Annotated in this window: 16 protein-coding genes; 15 read left to right on the top strand and 1 reads right to left on the bottom strand. The window is 64.7% G+C overall.

Annotated elements, in window-relative coordinates; translation table 11 throughout:
• Nucleotides 1-55 precede the first annotated feature (55 nt).
• From CKW09_RS20400 to CKW09_RS20335, 14 genes are all read left to right on the top strand, one after another.
• Complete coding sequence (locus tag CKW09_RS20400; RefSeq protein WP_061798670.1) at nt 56-373, top strand: non-heme iron oxygenase ferredoxin subunit; 318 nt, start codon at nt 56-58, stop codon at nt 371-373.
• A 2-nt stretch (nt 374-375) separates the two neighbouring features.
• The gene (locus tag CKW09_RS20395; protein ID WP_061798671.1) at nt 376-684 is read left to right on the top strand and encodes a recombinase-like helix-turn-helix domain-containing protein; all 309 of its coding nucleotides are present in this window, start codon (nt 376-378) and stop codon (nt 682-684) included.
• A gap of 19 nt (nt 685-703) precedes the next feature.
• Complete coding sequence (locus CKW09_RS20390; protein WP_095099160.1) at nt 704-1,747, top strand: aromatic ring-hydroxylating oxygenase subunit alpha; 1,044 nt, start codon at nt 704-706, stop codon at nt 1,745-1,747.
• The gene (locus CKW09_RS20385; protein ID WP_061798675.1) at nt 1,744-2,499 is read left to right on the top strand and encodes an SDR family oxidoreductase; all 756 of its coding nucleotides are present in this window, start codon (nt 1,744-1,746) and stop codon (nt 2,497-2,499) included. The genes CKW09_RS20390 and CKW09_RS20385 overlap by 4 nt, the downstream gene beginning before the upstream one ends.
• Before the next feature lie 26 nt (nt 2,500-2,525).
• Nucleotides 2,526-3,320 carry an IclR family transcriptional regulator gene (locus CKW09_RS20380; protein ID WP_061798677.1) on the top strand — a complete coding sequence of 265 codons (795 nt, stop codon included), beginning with the start codon at nt 2,526-2,528 and terminating at the stop codon, nt 3,318-3,320.
• 110 nt (nt 3,321-3,430) lie between these two features.
• Nucleotides 3,431-4,372 (top strand): VOC family protein, encoded by a 942-nt coding sequence (locus CKW09_RS20375; protein WP_061798679.1) that lies wholly within the window; start codon nt 3,431-3,433, stop codon nt 4,370-4,372.
• The gene (locus tag CKW09_RS20370) at nt 4,369-5,580 is read left to right on the top strand and encodes an NAD(P)/FAD-dependent oxidoreductase (RefSeq protein WP_061798681.1); all 1,212 of its coding nucleotides are present in this window, start codon (nt 4,369-4,371) and stop codon (nt 5,578-5,580) included. The genes CKW09_RS20375 and CKW09_RS20370 overlap by 4 nt, the downstream gene beginning before the upstream one ends.
• A gap of 22 nt (nt 5,581-5,602) precedes the next feature.
• A complete protein-coding gene (locus tag CKW09_RS20365) occupies nt 5,603-6,865 on the top strand; it encodes an MFS transporter (RefSeq protein ID WP_061798683.1) in 1,263 nt (420 codons plus the stop codon).
• 30 nt (nt 6,866-6,895) lie between these two features.
• Complete coding sequence (locus CKW09_RS20360; protein WP_061798684.1) at nt 6,896-7,420, top strand: cupin domain-containing protein; 525 nt, start codon at nt 6,896-6,898, stop codon at nt 7,418-7,420.
• Nucleotides 7,420-8,238, top strand: a complete 819-nt coding sequence (locus tag CKW09_RS20355; protein WP_095099157.1) for an alpha/beta fold hydrolase — start codon at nt 7,420-7,422, stop codon at nt 8,236-8,238. The genes CKW09_RS20360 and CKW09_RS20355 overlap by 1 nt, the downstream gene beginning before the upstream one ends.
• Nucleotides 8,235-9,029 (top strand): SDR family oxidoreductase, encoded by a 795-nt coding sequence (locus tag CKW09_RS20350; protein WP_061798687.1) that lies wholly within the window; start codon nt 8,235-8,237, stop codon nt 9,027-9,029. Before CKW09_RS20355 ends, CKW09_RS20350 begins: the two co-directional genes overlap by 4 nt.
• Before the next feature lie 15 nt (nt 9,030-9,044).
• Nucleotides 9,045-9,839 (top strand): aspartate dehydrogenase, encoded by a 795-nt coding sequence (locus tag CKW09_RS20345; RefSeq protein WP_061798689.1) that lies wholly within the window; start codon nt 9,045-9,047, stop codon nt 9,837-9,839.
• Between the two features lie 16 nt (nt 9,840-9,855).
• Nucleotides 9,856-11,325: an aldehyde dehydrogenase gene (locus CKW09_RS20340; protein ID WP_061798690.1), complete on the top strand. Its 1,470-nt coding sequence runs from the start codon at nt 9,856-9,858 to the stop codon at nt 11,323-11,325.
• 50 nt (nt 11,326-11,375) lie between these two features.
• Nucleotides 11,376-13,016, top strand: a complete 1,641-nt coding sequence (locus tag CKW09_RS20335; protein WP_061798692.1) for a thiamine pyrophosphate-binding protein — start codon at nt 11,376-11,378, stop codon at nt 13,014-13,016.
• Between the two features lie 41 nt (nt 13,017-13,057).
• Here CKW09_RS20335 and loiP read toward each other — a convergent pair whose 3' ends face one another.
• Nucleotides 13,058-13,810, bottom strand: coding sequence for a metalloprotease LoiP (gene loiP, locus CKW09_RS20330; protein ID WP_061798694.1), 753 nt, complete (start codon nt 13,808-13,810; stop codon nt 13,058-13,060).
• A gap of 238 nt (nt 13,811-14,048) precedes the next feature.
• On the opposite strand from loiP, the gene tkt reads away from it, so the two are divergent.
• Nucleotides 14,049-16,043, top strand: a complete 1,995-nt coding sequence (gene tkt, locus CKW09_RS20325) for a transketolase (protein ID WP_095098672.1) — start codon at nt 14,049-14,051, stop codon at nt 16,041-16,043.

Here is a 16,043-nt window from a genome sequence, read left to right as displayed (position 1 = left end):
ATTAAATAAGAAACTGAGTTTCATATATGAAACAATCAGATAGAGGACAAAAGCAATGAGCTGGAAGAACGTGTGTGAAGTGTCTCAGGTGAAAGAAGATTTTCCTTTCTCCGCCAAAGTGGAAGGGAAAGAGGTCGGGGTTTACCTGATCGACGGCAACTACTACGCGCTGGAAGACGTTTGCCCACATGCTTATGCCTTGCTCAGCCAGGGGTTTGTTGACGACGGCAAGGTTGAATGCCCGCTGCACGAAGCGCTGTTTGACGTGCGCACCGGGCAATGCCTGCGCGAGCCGGGCGGCCGCGATCTGCAAACCTATGCCACCCGGGTGATCGACAACCAAATTCAGATCACCTTTATCGCGGAGGAGTAACCATGCAGCACATCACCGATTTCAATCCCTGGCTGCCGGACACCCAACAGGTGATCCCGGCCCGTGAAGGCGGCAACGGCCAGATCCATCAGCCGGGCCAGTATCAGAACGTGATTTGGCAAAACCGCGCCCGGCTGCCGGACGGTTTTGAAACCGCGCTGGTTGCGGCGTTGGAAGAGATCTTCGAACAGGGTGCGGAAGAGCTGGAACAGATAGTCAGCGCGTTGAATCAGCGCCGCCTGTTCGATCGCAGCGGCCAGCCGTGGAATGAGGCGACGTTCCGCGAATTCCTTCACGTTAACGGTTTCTGAGCACCTCCGGGAGAAGACAATGACGGCAAACACAACATCCTCCGCACAGAATTTGCAAGACTATCTCGACCAGGGGCTGCGCGGCCTGTGGTACCCGGTGCTGGCCAGCTGGGAAGTGGGCAACAACCCGGTCGGCATCACCCGTCTGGAGCAGCAGATCGTGGTATGGCGCGACGCTGAAGGCGCCATCCACGCGCTGGAAGATCGCTGCCCGCACCGCGGTGCGCGGCTTTCCATGGGGTGGAACCTCGGCGATCGCATCGCCTGCTGGTATCACGGCGTGGAGGTGGGCGGCGACGGTACGGTCAAAGACGTGCCGGCGGTAGACAAGTGCCCGCTGGTGGGGCAGAAATGCCTGCGATCCTACCCGGCGAAAGAGGCCTACGGCGCGGTGTTCCTTTATTTCGGCGTCACCGCGGAAGAAGAGCCGGCGGAGCTGACCTTCCCGCAGGAGCTGGCGGACGACGTCTCGTACAGCAACTTCCTGTGCACCGCCAGCTGGGACTGCAACTACCAGTACGCGCTGGAAAACGTCATGGATCCCATGCACGGCACCTACCTGCACTCTTCTTCGCACTCGATGGCGGAAGGAGATCGCAAGGCGGATATGGCGCTGGAGCCCACCGACTGCGGCTTTATCTTCAAGAAAAACGGCCAGATCGGCGTCAACTTTGATTGGGTGGAGTTCGGCAGCAGCGGCGCCTACTGGATGCGCCTGTCGATCCCGTACAAAAAGCGCTTCGGGCCGGGCGGCCACTTCTGGATCATCGGCATGGTGGTGCCGGAAGACAAGGATCATTGCCGGGTATTCTTCTGGCGCATCCGCAGGGTGAAAGACTGGCAGCGTGATATCTGGCGCTTTATGTACCGCAACCGTCTCGAGTCGCTGCACTGGGACGTGCTGGAGCAGGATCGCATCGTGTTGGAAAACATGGCGCCTAACGCCCGCGGCCGCGAATATCTTTACCAGCACGACGTCGGCCTTTCCCGCCTGCGCCGCATGATGCAAAAAGAAGCGCAAAAGCAGCTGGCGATGCTCGGCGAGCGGGAGGCGGCGCAGTGAACGGCCTGCTGACCGGCAAGCGCATCCTGGTTACCGGCGCGGCGCGCGGCCTGGGGCGCAGCTTCGCCGCCGCCATCGCCGCCGCCGGCGCCAGGGTGGTGATGTGCGATATTCTGGCGGACGAGCTGGCGGACAGCGCCGCCGGTCTGCGTGAACAGGGCGCTCTGGTGGAAACCCAGACCATCGATCTGGCGTCGCCGGCGTCGATCACCGCCGCGTTCGACGCGATCGCCGCCGGCGGCGCGATCGACGGGCTGGTGAACAACGCGGCGTTGGCCACCGGCGTCGGCGGCAAAACCATGATGGAATACGATATCGATCTGTGGGATCGGGTGATGCAGGTCAACGTGCGCGGCACCTGGCTGGTGAGCCAGGCGGCGGTGCCGCTGCTGGCGCAGAACCCGCACGCCAAGATAGTCAACGTCGCCTCGGATACCGCGCTGTGGGGCGCGCCGCGCCTGATGGCCTACGTGGCCAGCAAAGGGGCGATTATCGCGATGACCCGATCGATGGCGCGCGAGCTGGGCCCGCAGGGAATTTGCGTCAACGCCATCGCGCCGGGCCTGACGCGGGTGGAGGCCACCGAATACGTGCCCGCCGAGCGTCATCAGCTGTATGAACAGGGAAGGGCGCTGGCCGGGGCGCAGCACCCGGACGATGTGAACGGCACGGTGCTTTACCTGCTGTCGCCGCTGGCGGATTTCGTCACCGGTCAACTGTTGCCGGTCAACGGCGGCTTCGTCTTCAACTAACTCAACACTTTAGCCAGGAGCAGCACATGGCGGACGATCACGCATGTAAGTATTTGATCCCGGGACTGGATCGCGGGCTGCAGCTGCTGCTGGCGTTTGGCGAGCAGCACAAGGAAATGACCTTTGCCGAGTTGCATCGCCTGGTCGACATGCCAAAGGCCACCGCCTACCGGGTGGTGCAAACGCTGGAACATCTGGGTTTTTTGGAGCGCAATCCGCGCACCAACACCTTCGCGTTGGGCATCAAGGTGCTGCGCCTCGGCTTCGAATATATCGCCTCGCTGGACGTGGCGCAGGCCGGGCAGCCGGTGATTGAACAGCTGCGCGATCGCAGCCAGTGCAGCAGCCATTTGGCGATCCGCGACGAACGCGACGTGATCTACATCGCTCGCGTCAGCGCCGCCGGTTCGCAAATCAATCAGGTCAGCGTCGGCACCCGTCTGCCGGTGCACCAGACCTCGCTTGGCCGCATGTTGCTGACCAGCGCCACCCGCGACGAGTTCGAACAGCTGTACCCGCAGGCGCAGCTGCCGGGCAATGCGCCGGGCACCCCGGCGGATCGCGAGGCGCTGTGGCAGATGGTGCAGCAGGACAAAGCGCGCGGTTATGTGATCGGCGAGTCCTTCTTCCGCCACGGCATCTCCTCGATCGTGTACCCGATCTTCAACCGCGAACGGCGGGTCGAGGCGGTGGTCAGCATCATGGTGCCGTTCGATGAGATCCCGAAAGCGGATCGCGAACGGCTGCGCATGGAAGTGCGGGACGCCGCGGAAAAAATCTCCGGCTTCCTCGGGGCGCCGCCGCAGGCAAAAGTCGGCTAGCCGACCGGATTTACTCTTTTACTCAGGCAGGGATAAGGCCCATGAAAAACGGGGGCCGGGGTTCGATCATGCCTGAAAACCGCATTCAGCGAGAACGTGAGGCACAACCAATGAGCGTAATCGGAATCGAAAAGCTGGAGTTTGGCGTCGAAGATCTGTCTACCTGCGAGAAATTCATGCAGGATTTCGGCCTGCAGTCTGTGACGCAGCACTGGGGCGAACCCCAGCGCGAATTCGCTACCCTGAGCGGGGCGCGCGTGGTGCTGCATCCGCAGCAAAGCGAAGCGCTGCCGGCGGCGTTCGAGGGCGGCTCCACCCTGCGCCGCATGACCTGGGGCGTGGCTTCCCCGGCCGAACTGGCGGCGCTGCAGCCGCTGTTGGCGCAGATGCCGGGCTTCCGTCAGGTTGGCGAAGAGCTGGAGTGCGTCGATCCCAACGGCATGACGCTGCGGTTTGGCGTCAGCCGTCAGCGGCAAGTTGATGTGCCCGTCACGCCGATCAACCAATGGGGCGACGTGCGCCGCATCGATCAGCCCAGCCCGGTGTATTCGCAGGCGCAGCCGATCAACATCGGCCACGTGGTGTTCTTCGTCGAAGATCTGGCGGCCACCGAACGCTTCTACCGGGAGGTGCTGGGTTTCCAGGTATCGGATCGTTATATCGACCGCGCGGTATTCCTGCGCACCCAGGCGCGCGGCGGCCACCATAACCTGTTCCTGCTGAAGCTGCCCAACCGCCCGCGCGGCCTGAACCACGTGGCGTTCACCGTGCGCGACATCCATGAGGTGATCGGCGGCGGCATCGCCATGAACAAGGAAAAATGGAGCACCTTCATCGGCCCCGGTCGCCACCCGATTTCCTCGGCCTATTTCTGGTACGTCAACAGCCCGACCGGCGGCGCGTTCGAGTACTACACCAACGACGATTTCCTGACGGAGAACTGGCGGCCGCGCGAGCTGGAACATTCGCTGGTGTCGTTCACCGAATGGGCGGTGGAAGGCGGTATCGATCACGACACCCGTCGCCAGCAGAAAAAGGCGGAGGCGCTATGAGCCAGCCAGAACCGGCGGGCATCCTGATCATCGGCGGCGGCCAGGCCGGCGGCTGGGCGGCGAAAACGCTGCGCGACCGCGGCTACGCCGGCCGGCTGACGGTGGTCGGCGACGAGCCCTACGACTTTTATGAGCGTCCGCCGCTGTCCAAGGCGGCGCTGCTGGACGGTGCCGCACCGCTCAGCCGGCTGTTCAGCGAACAGACGGTGGCGGCGCTGAATATCGACTGGCGCCGCCCGCTGCGCGCCGAAGCGATCGATGCCCAGCGGCAGATAGTCACCCTCAGCGACGGCCAACGGCTGCGGTTCGATCAACTGCTGATCGCCACCGGCGGCCGGCCGCGCTTGCCCGATGCCGCCTGGGCCCGCCACCCGCGGGTGATGACGCTGCGCTCCTGGGACGATGCGGCCCGGCTGCGCCAGGCGCTGCAGGGCTGCCGCCAGCTGGCGATCGTCGGCGGCGGTTGGATCGGGCTGGAGATCGCCGCTTCGGCGCGCCGCCTCGGCGCCGAAGTGACGGTGTTTGAACGCCAGCCTGCGCTGTGCATGCGCAGCGTCGGCGCCGGGGTATCCCAGGCGCTGCTCGAACTGCATCAACAGCAGGGTGTGAAAGTGCTGTGCGGCTGCGGCGAGATCTCGCTGGAAGACCGCGACGGCGTGGCCTGGATCGGCAGCGAAATCAGCGATCCTCAGGCGTTCGATCTGGTGGTAGTGGGGATCGGCGTAGAACTTAACCTCGAGTTGGCGCACAGCGCCGGGCTGAAAGTCGACGCCGGCATCGTGGTCGACGGCCAGGGGCGCACCAGCCACCCGGCGATCTTCGCCGCCGGCGACGTGGCGCGCCACCCGACGCTCGGCCTGTGCCTGCAGTCCTGGGCCTATGCGCAGAACCAGGCCATCAGCACCGCCTGCGCCATGCTCGACGCCTTCGCCGCCCCTTACGACGACGTGGCCTGGCTGTGGTCGGATCAATACGACGTCAATATTCAGATCCTCGGCGTGCCGATCGGCGGGGTGCACCACATCGTGCGGCGCACGCCGCAGTCGCGGGTGTTCTTCACGCTGAACGCCGACCGGCAACTGGTGCAGATGGTGGCCTTCAACGACGCGCGCACCATCAAGCTCGGCAAACGCTGGCTGGCCAGCGGAAGGGTACTGGAACCGCAGCAGTTGGCGGACGTGGAGTTTTCTCTGATGGCGTTGAAATAACGTCCGATTTCGGGAGCGTTTCATGACTACGCAAGACATTGACGCCCGCGCTGGACGGGTGGGGGAAGCCGTTGCCGAAAATCCGCAGCAGCGGGTGCGCTGGTCGGTGCCGATCGCGCTGTTTGCCTGCGTGCTGCTGGCGTTTTTCGACAAGATCAGCATCGCGGCGCTGTTTTCCGACGGCGAATTCCAGCAGGCGCTGGGCATCAGCTTTGATCCGGCGCGGCTGGGGCTGTTGATGAGCGCGTTTCTGTTTTCTTACGGCATCTCCTCGATGCTGCTCAGCGGCATCGGCGACCGGCTGAACCCGGTCAAGGTGTTGATCGGCATGATGGTGGTGTGGGGCGTGCTGATGGTGCTGATGGGCATGGCCCGCTCCTATCACGCCATGATGACGCTGCGCATTCTGCTCGGCATCGCCGAAGGCCCGCTGCTGCCGATGGCCTACGCCATTATCCGCCAGGCTTTTCCGCAGCGGCTGCAGGCGCGCGCCACCATGCTGTGGCTGCTGGGCACGCCGCTGGGCGCCGCGCTCGGTTTCCCGGTCACGCTGTACATCCTCAATACCTTCGACTGGCAGACCACCTTCTTCTTTATGGCGTTTCTGACGCTGCCGGTGATGCTGCTGGTGCTGTTCGGCATGCGGCATCTGAACGTGGCGCGTCCGGCGGCGGCCACGGTTTCCCAACCGGCGATCGCCGAACGCAAACAGCATCGCCGTGAGCTGCTGCGCAGCCCGCACTTTTGGATGATCTGCCTGTTCAACATCGCCTTCCTCACCTACCTGTGGGGGATGAACGGCTGGCTGCCGAGCTACCTGATCAAGGGCAAGGGCATCCACCTGGAGCACGCCGGCTACCTGTCTTCGCTGCCGTTCATCGCCATGCTGCTCGGCGAAGTGCTGGGCGCCTGGCTGTCGGACAAGCTGGATCGCCGCGCGCTGGCCTGCTTCCTATCGCTGTGCGGCGCCGGCGCGGGGCTGGCGCTGGTGCTGCATCTGCAGGGCACCTACGGCGTGATCGCCGCCATGGCCTTCAGCACCTTCATGTGGGGCGCCGGGGCGCCGAATATCTTCGCGCTGCTGGCGAAAGCCACCAGCAGCAAGGTCAGCGCCACCGCCGGCGGCATTTTCAACGGACTGGGCAATTTTGCCGGCGCGCTGGCGCCGGTGCTGATGGGGGCGCTGATCGCCGCCACCGGCAACATGGATAACGGCCTGCTGTTCCTGGTGGTGATGGCCTTCATCGGCTGCATCATTCTGCTGCCGTTGCTGAAAAAGTACTGATAATCGTCTGACGTAATGAGGAGTGACAACATGTCTCAGGTTGATAACAAAGCCGGCGTCAAGCCGCAGGAACTGTCGATGGAAAACTGGGTGGAATCGCGCATCGCCCGCTTCGAAGGCCGCAAATACGACTGGAACGCGCTGAAGTTCCAGGCCGACTTCGACCCGAAATACCGCCGCGCGCAGATGCGCTATATCGGCACCGGCGCCACCGGCGTGGCCAGCGACACCAACACCATTCCGGCGGGCAATTTCACCTTCTCCACCATGGTGCTGCCGTCGAAGTGCGAAGGCCCGCTGCATCTGCACGACGACGTGGAAGAGGTGTTCTTCATGCTCAAGGGCAGCATCACGCTGATGATTCAGGACGGCGAAGACTATTACGAGACCAAGCTCAAGGAACGCGACCTGATCTCGGTGCCGGCCGGCGTTTATCGCGGATTGTTCAACCACGGCGAGGAAGAGGCGCTGATGTGCGTAATGCTCGGCACCGCCAAGCCGGAAACCCCGACCTACCCGGCGGATCATCCGTTATCCCAAGTGAAGCGCAACTGATGAACCGCCTGCCGCAACGTCAGCAGGTGCGCCGCGGGGAATATGTCCTCGGCTGGCGCGAGGCCGGGCGCGGGCGACCGGTGGTGCTGTTGCACGGCATCAGCTCGAGCTCCGCTTCGTGGATCAGGCAGTTCAACGACCGCGGCTTGCTCGACGGGCACCGTCTGCTGGCCTGGGATGCGCCGGGCTACGGCGGCAGCCTGCCGCTGGCGGAGCCGAACGCCACTGCGGCGGCCTATGCCGCGGCGCTGGCGGCGCTGGTGGCCGAGCTGCGGCTGGAGCAGCCGTTGATCGTCGGCCATTCGCTCGGCGCGTTGATCGGCAGCGCCTATGCCGCCGGCTACCCCGACGGGCTGTGCGGGCTGGCGCTGGCGAGCCCGGCGCAGGGCTACGCCACCGCGCCGGAAGAAAAGCGGCGGCAGGTGTATGGCCAGCGCAAACAGATGATGGAAACGCTGGGGCCGCAGGGCTATGGCGAGCAACGGGCGGCGGCGCTGCTGCGTGCGGGGGCGGATCCGCAAAATATCGCCTGGGTGCGCAACGGCATGCAGCAGCTCGATCCCGACGGCTTTCTCAGCGCCGCCTGGATGCTGGCCAACGACGACATCGGCGGCTATCTGGCGCGTTATCGCGGCCCGCTGGAGGTGTGGTGCGGCGATGAAGACCGCATTACGCCGCCGGAGGGCGCGGGCCGCCTGGCGCGGGAGCAGGACGCGCCGCTGCGGCTGATCGAAGGCGCCGGCCACGCCAGCTACCTCGACGCGCCGGCCTGTTTTAACCGCTATGTGCAGGATTTTACGGGAGCGATTCAACCATGAATTTTCAGCTTGAAAAACGGGTGGCGGTGGTGACCGGCGGCTCGTCGGGCATCGGTTTTGAAACCCTGCGGCTGCTGCTGGCGGAAGGGGCAAGGGTGGCGTTCTGCGGCCGCGATCGGGAGAAGCTGGCCGGCGCGGAAGCCCGCCTGCGCGATGAATTTCCCCAGGCCGACATATTGGCGCTGCGCTGCGACGTGCTGGACGCGCAGCAGGTGGCGCAGTTCGCCGCCCAGGTGACGGCGCATTTCGGCGGTGCGGATCTGCTGATCAACAACGCCGGCCAGGGCTTTGTCGCCCATTTCGATCAGACGCCGCGCGAGGCCTGGCTGCATGAGGCCGAGCTGAAGCTGTTCGGCGTCATCAACCCGGTGCAGGCGTTCCTGCCGGCGCTGGAGCGTTCGGACATCGCCTCGATCACCTGCGTGAATTCGCTGCTGGCGCTGCAGCCGGAGGAGCACATGATCGCCACCTCGGCGGCGCGTGCGGCGCTGCTCAATATGACGCTGACGCTGTCGAAAGAGCTGGTGGAGAAGGGCATCCGCGTCAACTCGATCCTGCTGGGCATGGTGGAATCCGGCCAGTGGCGCCGCCGTTTCGAGGCGCGCGGCGACAAGGAGCAAACCTGGGAACAGTGGACGGCGGCGATCGCCGAACGGCGGGGCATTCCGATGAAACGCCTCGGCAAGCCGCAGGAACCGGCGCGCGCGCTGCTGTTCCTCGCTTCGCCGCTGGCTTCCTTTACCACCGGTGCGGCGCTGGACGTCTCCGGCGGCTTTAACCGCCATCTGTAATCGCAGGGGATAACGATGAAGAAGATCATGATGATTGGCTACGGCGCGATGGCGAAGGAAGTGCTGGCCCGGCTGCCGGACGGCGTATCGGCAGGCTGGATCCTGGCGCGCGCAGCCCATCATGCGGCGATCGACAGCGCCTTCGGCGGGCGGGTGCAGGCGCTGACCCATCCGGACCAGTGCGCCGAACGGCCGGATTTGGTGCTGGAGTGCGCCAGCCAGCAGGCGGTGGCGGAATTCGGCGAAGCGGTGCTGCAACGCGGTTGGCCGCTGGCGGTGATCTCCACCGGCGCGCTGGCGGACGCGGCGCTGCAGCAGCGGCTGCAACAGGCCTGCCGGCAACACCGGGGGCAGGTGATCGTGCTGTCCGGCGCGGTGGCGGGCATGGATGGGCTGGCGTCGGCGCGCGAGGGCGGGCTGGACAGCGTCACCTACCAGGCCTGCAAAAGCCCGGCCAGCTGGCGCGGCAGCAAGGCGGAGCAGCTGATCGACCTCGATGCGGTGAGCGAGGCGCAGGTATTTTTTGAAGGTTCGGCGCGTGAGGCGGCGCGGCTGTTCCCGGCCAACGCCAACGTGGCGGCGACCATCGCCCTCAACGGACTGGGGATGGACGCCACCCGGGTGCGGCTGCTGGTCGACCCGACTACCCGACGCAACACCCATCGGCTGCAGGTATGCGGCGACTTCGGCGAATTTCATATCGAGCTGAGCGGCAATCCGCTGGCGAGCAATCCCAAAACATCAACCCTGGCGGCGCTGAGCGCGGTGCAGGCCTGCCGTCGTCTGGTCGACGGCGGTTTTATTGCCTGAGAGGCAGGAGCGAAGCATGGAACGGTTAACTATTTTTGTCGGCGGGCGCTGGCGCGAAGGCCGCGGCGAAGAGATGGCCTCGGTGTTTCCGGCCGACGGCAGCGTCAATGCGCGGCTGCGCGCCGCCGGCATCGAAGATGTGAACGAGGCGGTGGAGGCGGCGGAGCGCGCCTGGCGCGAGCCGGAGTGGCGCGGTCTGATGCCGCATCAGCGCGCTTCGATCCTTTATCGCGTCAGCAATCTGATCCTGGCGCAGCAGGAGCAATTGGCCGAACTGCAGACCCGCGACAACGGCAAGCCGCTGGCGGAAACCCGTGGCCTGGTGGCCAGCGCGGCGGCTACCGCACGCTATTTCGCCGCCGCCTGCGAGGTGCTGGAAGGGGAACTGCCGACCCAGCGCAGCGCCGAGGTGATGACGCTCAGCCAGTATCAGCCGCTGGGGGTGATCGCCGCCATTACGCCGTGGAACTCGCCGATCGCCAGCGAGATGCAGAAGGTGGCGCCGGCGCTGGCGGCGGGCAATGCGGTGATCCTCAAGCCGGCCGAGGCCACGCCGCTGATGGCGCTGAAGCTGGCGGAGCTGTTCGAACAGGCCGGTCTGCCCGCCGGGCTGCTGAGCGTGCTGCCGGGCAAAGGCTCGGTGATCGGCGAAGCGTTGGCGCGTCACCCGTTAGTGAAAAAGATCTCCTTTACCGGCGGCACCGGCACCGGGCGCCATTTGGCGCACATCGCCGCCGACAAACTGATCCCGACCTCGCTGGAGTTGGGCGGCAAATCGCCGACCATCGTGCTGGAAGACGCCGATCTGGAGCAGGCGGCGCGCGGCATCTGCTACGGCATCTTCAGCTCGGCCGGGCAGGCGTGCATCGCCGGTTCGCGGCTGTTCGTCCATCGCTCTGTTTATCAGCCGCTGCTGGCGCGCCTGACGGCGCTGGCGGGCGGATTGCGCGTCGGCAATCCGCTGGTGCCGGGGGTGCATCTCGGCCCATTGATCAGCGAAAAACACCGCCAGAGCGTGGCGGATTACGTGGCGCTGGCGCGCGAGGAAGGCGGACAGGTGACGATCGGCGGCGAGGCGCCGGCGGATCCGCTGCTGGCGGGCGGCAGCTACTACCTGCCGACCATTATCGAAGGTTTGAACAACGACGCCCGCGTCTGCCAGGAAGAGATTTTCGGCCCGGTGCTGGTGGCGCTGCCGTTCGACGACGAACGCCAGCTGATTGAACAGGCCAACGACTCGGTGTATGGGCTGGCGGCCGGCATTTGGACCCGCGACTTCCCGCGCGCCATGGCGCTGGCGGGCAGCCTGGAAACCGGCACCGTGTGGATCAACACCTACAAGACATTCTCGATTTCCACGCCGTTCGGCGGATTTAAAGAAAGCGGTCTGGGCCGCGAAAAGGGCCTGCACGGCATCAAAGCCTACATGCAGCAGAAAAGCCTGTACCTGGCGCTGAGCCATCAGGTGAATCGCTGGAGCGATTAGGCGCGATCTCCCGTACGTAACCCTACAACGAACATACAAGAAGGCTGATGATGAGCGATAAAATGACGGTTGGCGAGGCGATAGCCCGGACTCTGGAGCAGTATGAGGTGTCGGCGATGTACGGCATCATTTCGATTCATAATCTGCCGATTGCCGATGCGGTGGGGCAACGCGGCCAGATCCGCTTCGTGCCGGCGCGCGGCGAAGCGGGGGCGGTTACCATGGCCGACGCCCACGGACGCTTCTCCGGCCTCGGCGTGGCGTTGACCAGCACCGGCGCCGGCGCGGGCAACGCGGTCGGCGCGATGATTGAGGCGCTGAACGCCAATACGCCGCTGCTGCACATCACCGGTCAGGTGGAAAAGGCTTACCTGGACGCCGACGCCGGCTTCATTCACGAAACCCGCGATCAGCTCGGTTTCCTCGGCGCCTGTTCCAAGCGCGCTTACCGGGTCAATTCCCCGGAGCAGGCGGTGGCGGTGATCCAACGGGCGATCCAGGACGCGCAGACGGTGCCCTGCGGTCCGGTGGCGGTGGAGATCCCGATCGATATTCAAAGCAGCCTGGTGTCCAGCGCGGTGCTGAGCCGGCCGCCGGCGCCGGCTGCGCTGCCGGCGGCGGACCCGCAGGCGGTGGAGCGCCTGTATCAGCGGCTGAAACAGGCCAGGCGGCCGCTGCTGTGGCTGGGCGGCGGCGCGCTGGCCTGCGGCGAAGCGGTGCGCAAGCTGGCGGACGCCGGGGTGGCGGTGATCTCCAGCACCCACGGGCGCGGCATCCTGCCGGATAGCCATCCGCGCAGCCTGCGGGCGTTCCACAACTCGCCGAGCATCGAGGCGATTTTGGCCCAATGCGACCTGACGCTGGTGGCCGGTTCGCGCCTGCGCAGCAACGAAACCCGCACCTGGACGCTGCCGCTGCCGCGCCCGCTGGTGCAGATAGACATCGACCCGGCGGCGGCCAACCGCAATTATCTGGCCGACGAGCAGGTCAACGGCGACTGCGCGGCGCTGCTTAATGCGCTGGCGGCGCGGCTGAGCCCGGCCGAAAAGGTTAACGCCGACTGGGATGCAGACATTGCCCGCGCGGTGCAGCAGGCGGAGAGCGCGCTGCGCCAGCAGTCCGGCGAGTACGTCAGGCTCAACGACGCCATCGACGCCGCGCTGCCGCAGGACGGGTTGCTGGTGCGCGACATCACCGTCTCCGGCAGCGTATGGGGCAGCCGCCTGTTCCGGGCCATTTCTCCGCTGTGCAATATCCACTCGCTGGCGGGCGCCATCGGCATGGGGCTGCCGATGGCGATCGGCACCGCGATCGCCAACCCGCAACGCAAGGTGGTGGGGTTGGTGGGCGACGGCGGATTGGCGCTGGGGCTGGGCGAGCTGGCGACCATGGCGCAGGAGCAGGTCAATATCACGCTCTTGATCATGAACGACGGCGGTTACGGCGTGATGCGCGGCATTCAGGACAAGTATTTCGCCGGCCGTCAGTACTACAACGAGTTGCACACGCCGGCCTTTACCCAGGTCGCCGAGGCGATGGGGCTGAAAGCCTGGAAGGTGGACGATGCGGCGCAGTTCAACGGCGTGCTGGCGGAGGCGATCAACTATCCGGGGCCGTCGGTGGTCGAGGTGGACATGAAGCGCGTCGGGCCGCTGACCTTTGCCGGGCCGCCGCAGAAGACCTTGTACTGAGGCAATGAAAAACGCCCGGCGCTTGCCGGGCGTTTTGGTTGTTACTTGCCTGCCGCGATGCGTTCGCGAATGTGCTGCGCGCGCGCTTCGGAAGACGGGTGATCGTCGAACATGCTGCTTTGACGGCCGGCCTCCATTTTCGCCAGTTTTTCAAAGCTGGTGACCAGGCCGTTCGGATCGATGCCGCGTTTTTTCATCAGGTCGAACGAGTAGTCATCCGCTTCGCTTTCCTGCTTCTGGGAGAACTGGGCGCTCACCAGTTTTTCGCCGATGTCCGCCAGCTGCGACTGCGACAGCGAGCCGATGATGCCGCCGGCGGAAGAGGCCGCGGTGCGCAGCGCCACGGTGCCGTAGGCGACCTGCATCGCCTTGCGGGTATGGCCCAGCGCCACGTGGCCCATTTCATGGCCCAGCACGCCTTCCACTTCGTTGTCGGTCATCATGTCCATCAGGCCGCTGTATACGCGGATACAGCCGTTGGCCATCGCCCAGGCGTTGACGTCTTTGGTCACGTAGACCTTATAGTTGGCCGGCGTGCCGTTGATGTTATCCCCGAGCGCCGCGGCGATTTTGTTCAGGCGTTTGGCGTAGGTGCTGTCGGCCGGCGCGATTTGTGCCTTGCTGTCCATCTCTGCGCAGGATTTATCACTCAGGGTTTTCACGTCGTCATTGCTCAGCGTTGCCGCCTGGAACGCCTGCGCTCCGGACTGCATCAGCGTGCTGGTATTCAGGTTTTGACAGCCGCTTACCAAGGTGGCAATGCTTAATGCAATCAAAGAGGTACGAATTTTCATAAGGCCATCTTCCTGTGATAGTAACAAGGGAACGGTGCAATTTTGCTTTTGGGAAATCTTGCCGCATGAGACTAGTGTACGTCAGGCGTAGCGAGAATAGTGTTATTCCGAAAAACCGTCCAATCGTGCTAATAAGTTGTGAACTCGCTCTCATTTGGCATTAGGGATTGCCGTTTTAATGCGGAGTCTGAGAAAATAGAGAACTTGACCGCTTTTTTAATCCGACCTGGAGTAAAACATGTCCTCTCGTAAAGAGCTTGCCAACGCCATCCGCGCACTCAGCATGGACGCCGTACAAAAAGCGAATTCCGGCCACCCGGGCGCACCTATGGGCATGGCGGACATCGCCGAAGTCCTGTGGCGCGACTACCTGAACCACAACCCGACCAACCCGCACTGGGCTGACCGCGACCGTTTCGTGCTCTCCAACGGCCACGGCTCCATGTTGATTTACAGCCTGCTGCACCTCACCGGCTATGACCTGCCGATGAGCGAGCTGGAAAACTTCCGTCAGCTCCACTCCAAAACGCCGGGCCACCCGGAATACGGCTATACCCCAGGCGTGGAAACCACCACCGGCCCGCTCGGCCAGGGCATCGCCAACGCCGTCGGCTTCGCCATCGCCGAACGCACCCTGGCCGCGCAGTTCAACCGCCCGGGCCATGACGTCGTCGACCACCACACCTACGCCTTTATGGGCGACGGCTGCATGATGGAAGGCATCTCTCACGAAGTCTGTTCGCTGGCCGGCACCCTCAAGCTCGGCAAGCTGACCGCCTTCTACGATGACAACGGCATCTCCATCGACGGCCACGTCGACGGCTGGTTCACCGACGACACCGCCGAGCGCTTCGAAGCCTACGGCTGGCACGTGGTGCGCCACGTCGACGGCCACAACCCGGACGCCATCAAGGCGGCGATTGAGGAAGCCCGCAAGGTGGCCGACAAGCCGTCCCTGCTGATGTGCAAGACCGTCATCGGTTTCGGCTCACCGAACAAGGCCGGCACCCACGACGTGCACGGCGCCGCGCTGGGCGCCGCCGAAGTGGCCGCCACCCGCGAAGCCCTGGGCTGGAAATACGCCGCCTTCGAAATCCCGCAGGACATCTATGCCCAGTGGGACGCCAAAGAAGCCGGCCAGGCCAAAGAAGCGGCCTGGAACGACAGGTTCGCCGCCTACGCCCAGGCTTTCCCTGAGCTGGCCGCCGAGTTCAAGCGCCGCATGAACGGCGAACTGCCGGCGAACTGGAAAGCCGACGCGCAGAAATTCGTCGAGCAGCTGCAGGCCAACCCGGCCAACATCGCCAGCCGCAAGGCGTCGCAGAACGCGCTGGAAGCGTTCGGCAAGGTACTGCCCGAGTTCCTCGGCGGCTCCGCCGACCTGGCGCCGAGCAACCTGACCCTATGGTCCGGTTCGAAAGCGCTGAACGTCGACCCGGCGGGCAACTACATCCACTACGGCGTGCGCGAGTTCGGCATGACCGCCATCACCAACGGCATCGCGCTGCACGGCGGCTTCCTGCCGTACTCGGCGACCTTCCTGATGTTCGTGGAATACGCCCGCAACGCGGTGCGCATGGCGGCGCTGATGAAGCTGCGCAACGTGTTCGTCTACACCCACGACTCCATCGGTCTGGGCGAAGACGGCCCGACCCACCAGCCGGTGGAGCAGATTGCCAGCCTGCGGGTGACCCCGAACATGAGCACCTGGCGCCCGTGCGACCAGGTGGAATCGGCGATTGCCTGGCAGTACGGCATCGAGCGCAACGACGGCCCGACCACGCTGATTTTCTCGCGTCAGAACCTGACCCAGCAGCCGCGCAGCGCGGAGCAGCTGGCGAACGTGTACCGCGGCGGCTACGTGCTGAAAGACTGCGCCGGCACGCCGGAGGTCATCCTGATTGCCACCGGTTCGGAAGTGGGTATCACGGTGGAAGCGGCGGACCAACTGACTGCTGCGGGCCGTAAGGTACGCGTGGTGTCGATGCCGTCTACCGACGCGTTCGACAAGCAGGATGCGGCGTACCGCGAATCGGTGCTGCCGGCGGCGGTGAGCGCGCGCGTGGCGGTGGAAGCGGGTATCGCGGACTACTGGTACAAGTACGTGGGGCTGAACGGCGCCATCGTGGGCATGACCACCTTTGGCGAGTCGGCGCCGGCGGAGCAGCTGTTCAAGGAGTTCGGCTTCACCGTGGACAATGTGGTGGCCAAGGCGCAGGCGCTGCTGAAGTAA

This window comes from Serratia ficaria (assembly GCF_900187015.1).
Taxonomy (GTDB): Bacteria; Pseudomonadota; Gammaproteobacteria; order Enterobacterales; family Enterobacteriaceae; genus Serratia; species Serratia ficaria.
The sequence above is the reverse complement of the archived record's forward strand: the minus strand, read 5'-3'. Positions and strand labels throughout refer to the sequence as shown.

What these genes read in the sequence shown, in the direction of transcription:
- CKW09_RS20400 (WP_061798670.1), top strand. Translation starts at nt 56, where the DNA reads ATGAGCTGGAAGAACGTGTGTGAAGTGTCTCAGGTGAAAGAAGATTTT.
- CKW09_RS20395 (WP_061798671.1), top strand. Translation starts at nt 376, where the DNA reads ATGCAGCACATCACCGATTTCAATCCCTGGCTGCCGGACACCCAACAG.
- CKW09_RS20390 (WP_095099160.1), top strand. Translation starts at nt 704, where the DNA reads ATGACGGCAAACACAACATCCTCCGCACAGAATTTGCAAGACTATCTC.
- CKW09_RS20380 (WP_061798677.1), top strand. Translation starts at nt 2,526, where the DNA reads ATGGCGGACGATCACGCATGTAAGTATTTGATCCCGGGACTGGATCGC.
- CKW09_RS20375 (WP_061798679.1), top strand. Translation starts at nt 3,431, where the DNA reads ATGAGCGTAATCGGAATCGAAAAGCTGGAGTTTGGCGTCGAAGATCTG.
- CKW09_RS20370 (WP_061798681.1), top strand. Translation starts at nt 4,369, where the DNA reads ATGAGCCAGCCAGAACCGGCGGGCATCCTGATCATCGGCGGCGGCCAG.
- CKW09_RS20365 (WP_061798683.1), top strand. Translation starts at nt 5,603, where the DNA reads ATGACTACGCAAGACATTGACGCCCGCGCTGGACGGGTGGGGGAAGCC.
- CKW09_RS20360 (WP_061798684.1), top strand. Translation starts at nt 6,896, where the DNA reads ATGTCTCAGGTTGATAACAAAGCCGGCGTCAAGCCGCAGGAACTGTCG.
- CKW09_RS20355 (WP_095099157.1), top strand. Translation starts at nt 7,420, where the DNA reads ATGAACCGCCTGCCGCAACGTCAGCAGGTGCGCCGCGGGGAATATGTC.
- CKW09_RS20350 (WP_061798687.1), top strand. Translation starts at nt 8,235, where the DNA reads ATGAATTTTCAGCTTGAAAAACGGGTGGCGGTGGTGACCGGCGGCTCG.
- CKW09_RS20345 (WP_061798689.1), top strand. Translation starts at nt 9,045, where the DNA reads ATGAAGAAGATCATGATGATTGGCTACGGCGCGATGGCGAAGGAAGTG.
- CKW09_RS20340 (WP_061798690.1), top strand. Translation starts at nt 9,856, where the DNA reads ATGGAACGGTTAACTATTTTTGTCGGCGGGCGCTGGCGCGAAGGCCGC.
- CKW09_RS20335 (WP_061798692.1), top strand. Translation starts at nt 11,376, where the DNA reads ATGAGCGATAAAATGACGGTTGGCGAGGCGATAGCCCGGACTCTGGAG.
- loiP (WP_061798694.1), bottom strand. Translation starts at nt 13,810, where the DNA reads ATGAAAATTCGTACCTCTTTGATTGCATTAAGCATTGCCACCTTGGTA.
- tkt (WP_095098672.1), top strand. Translation starts at nt 14,049, where the DNA reads ATGTCCTCTCGTAAAGAGCTTGCCAACGCCATCCGCGCACTCAGCATG.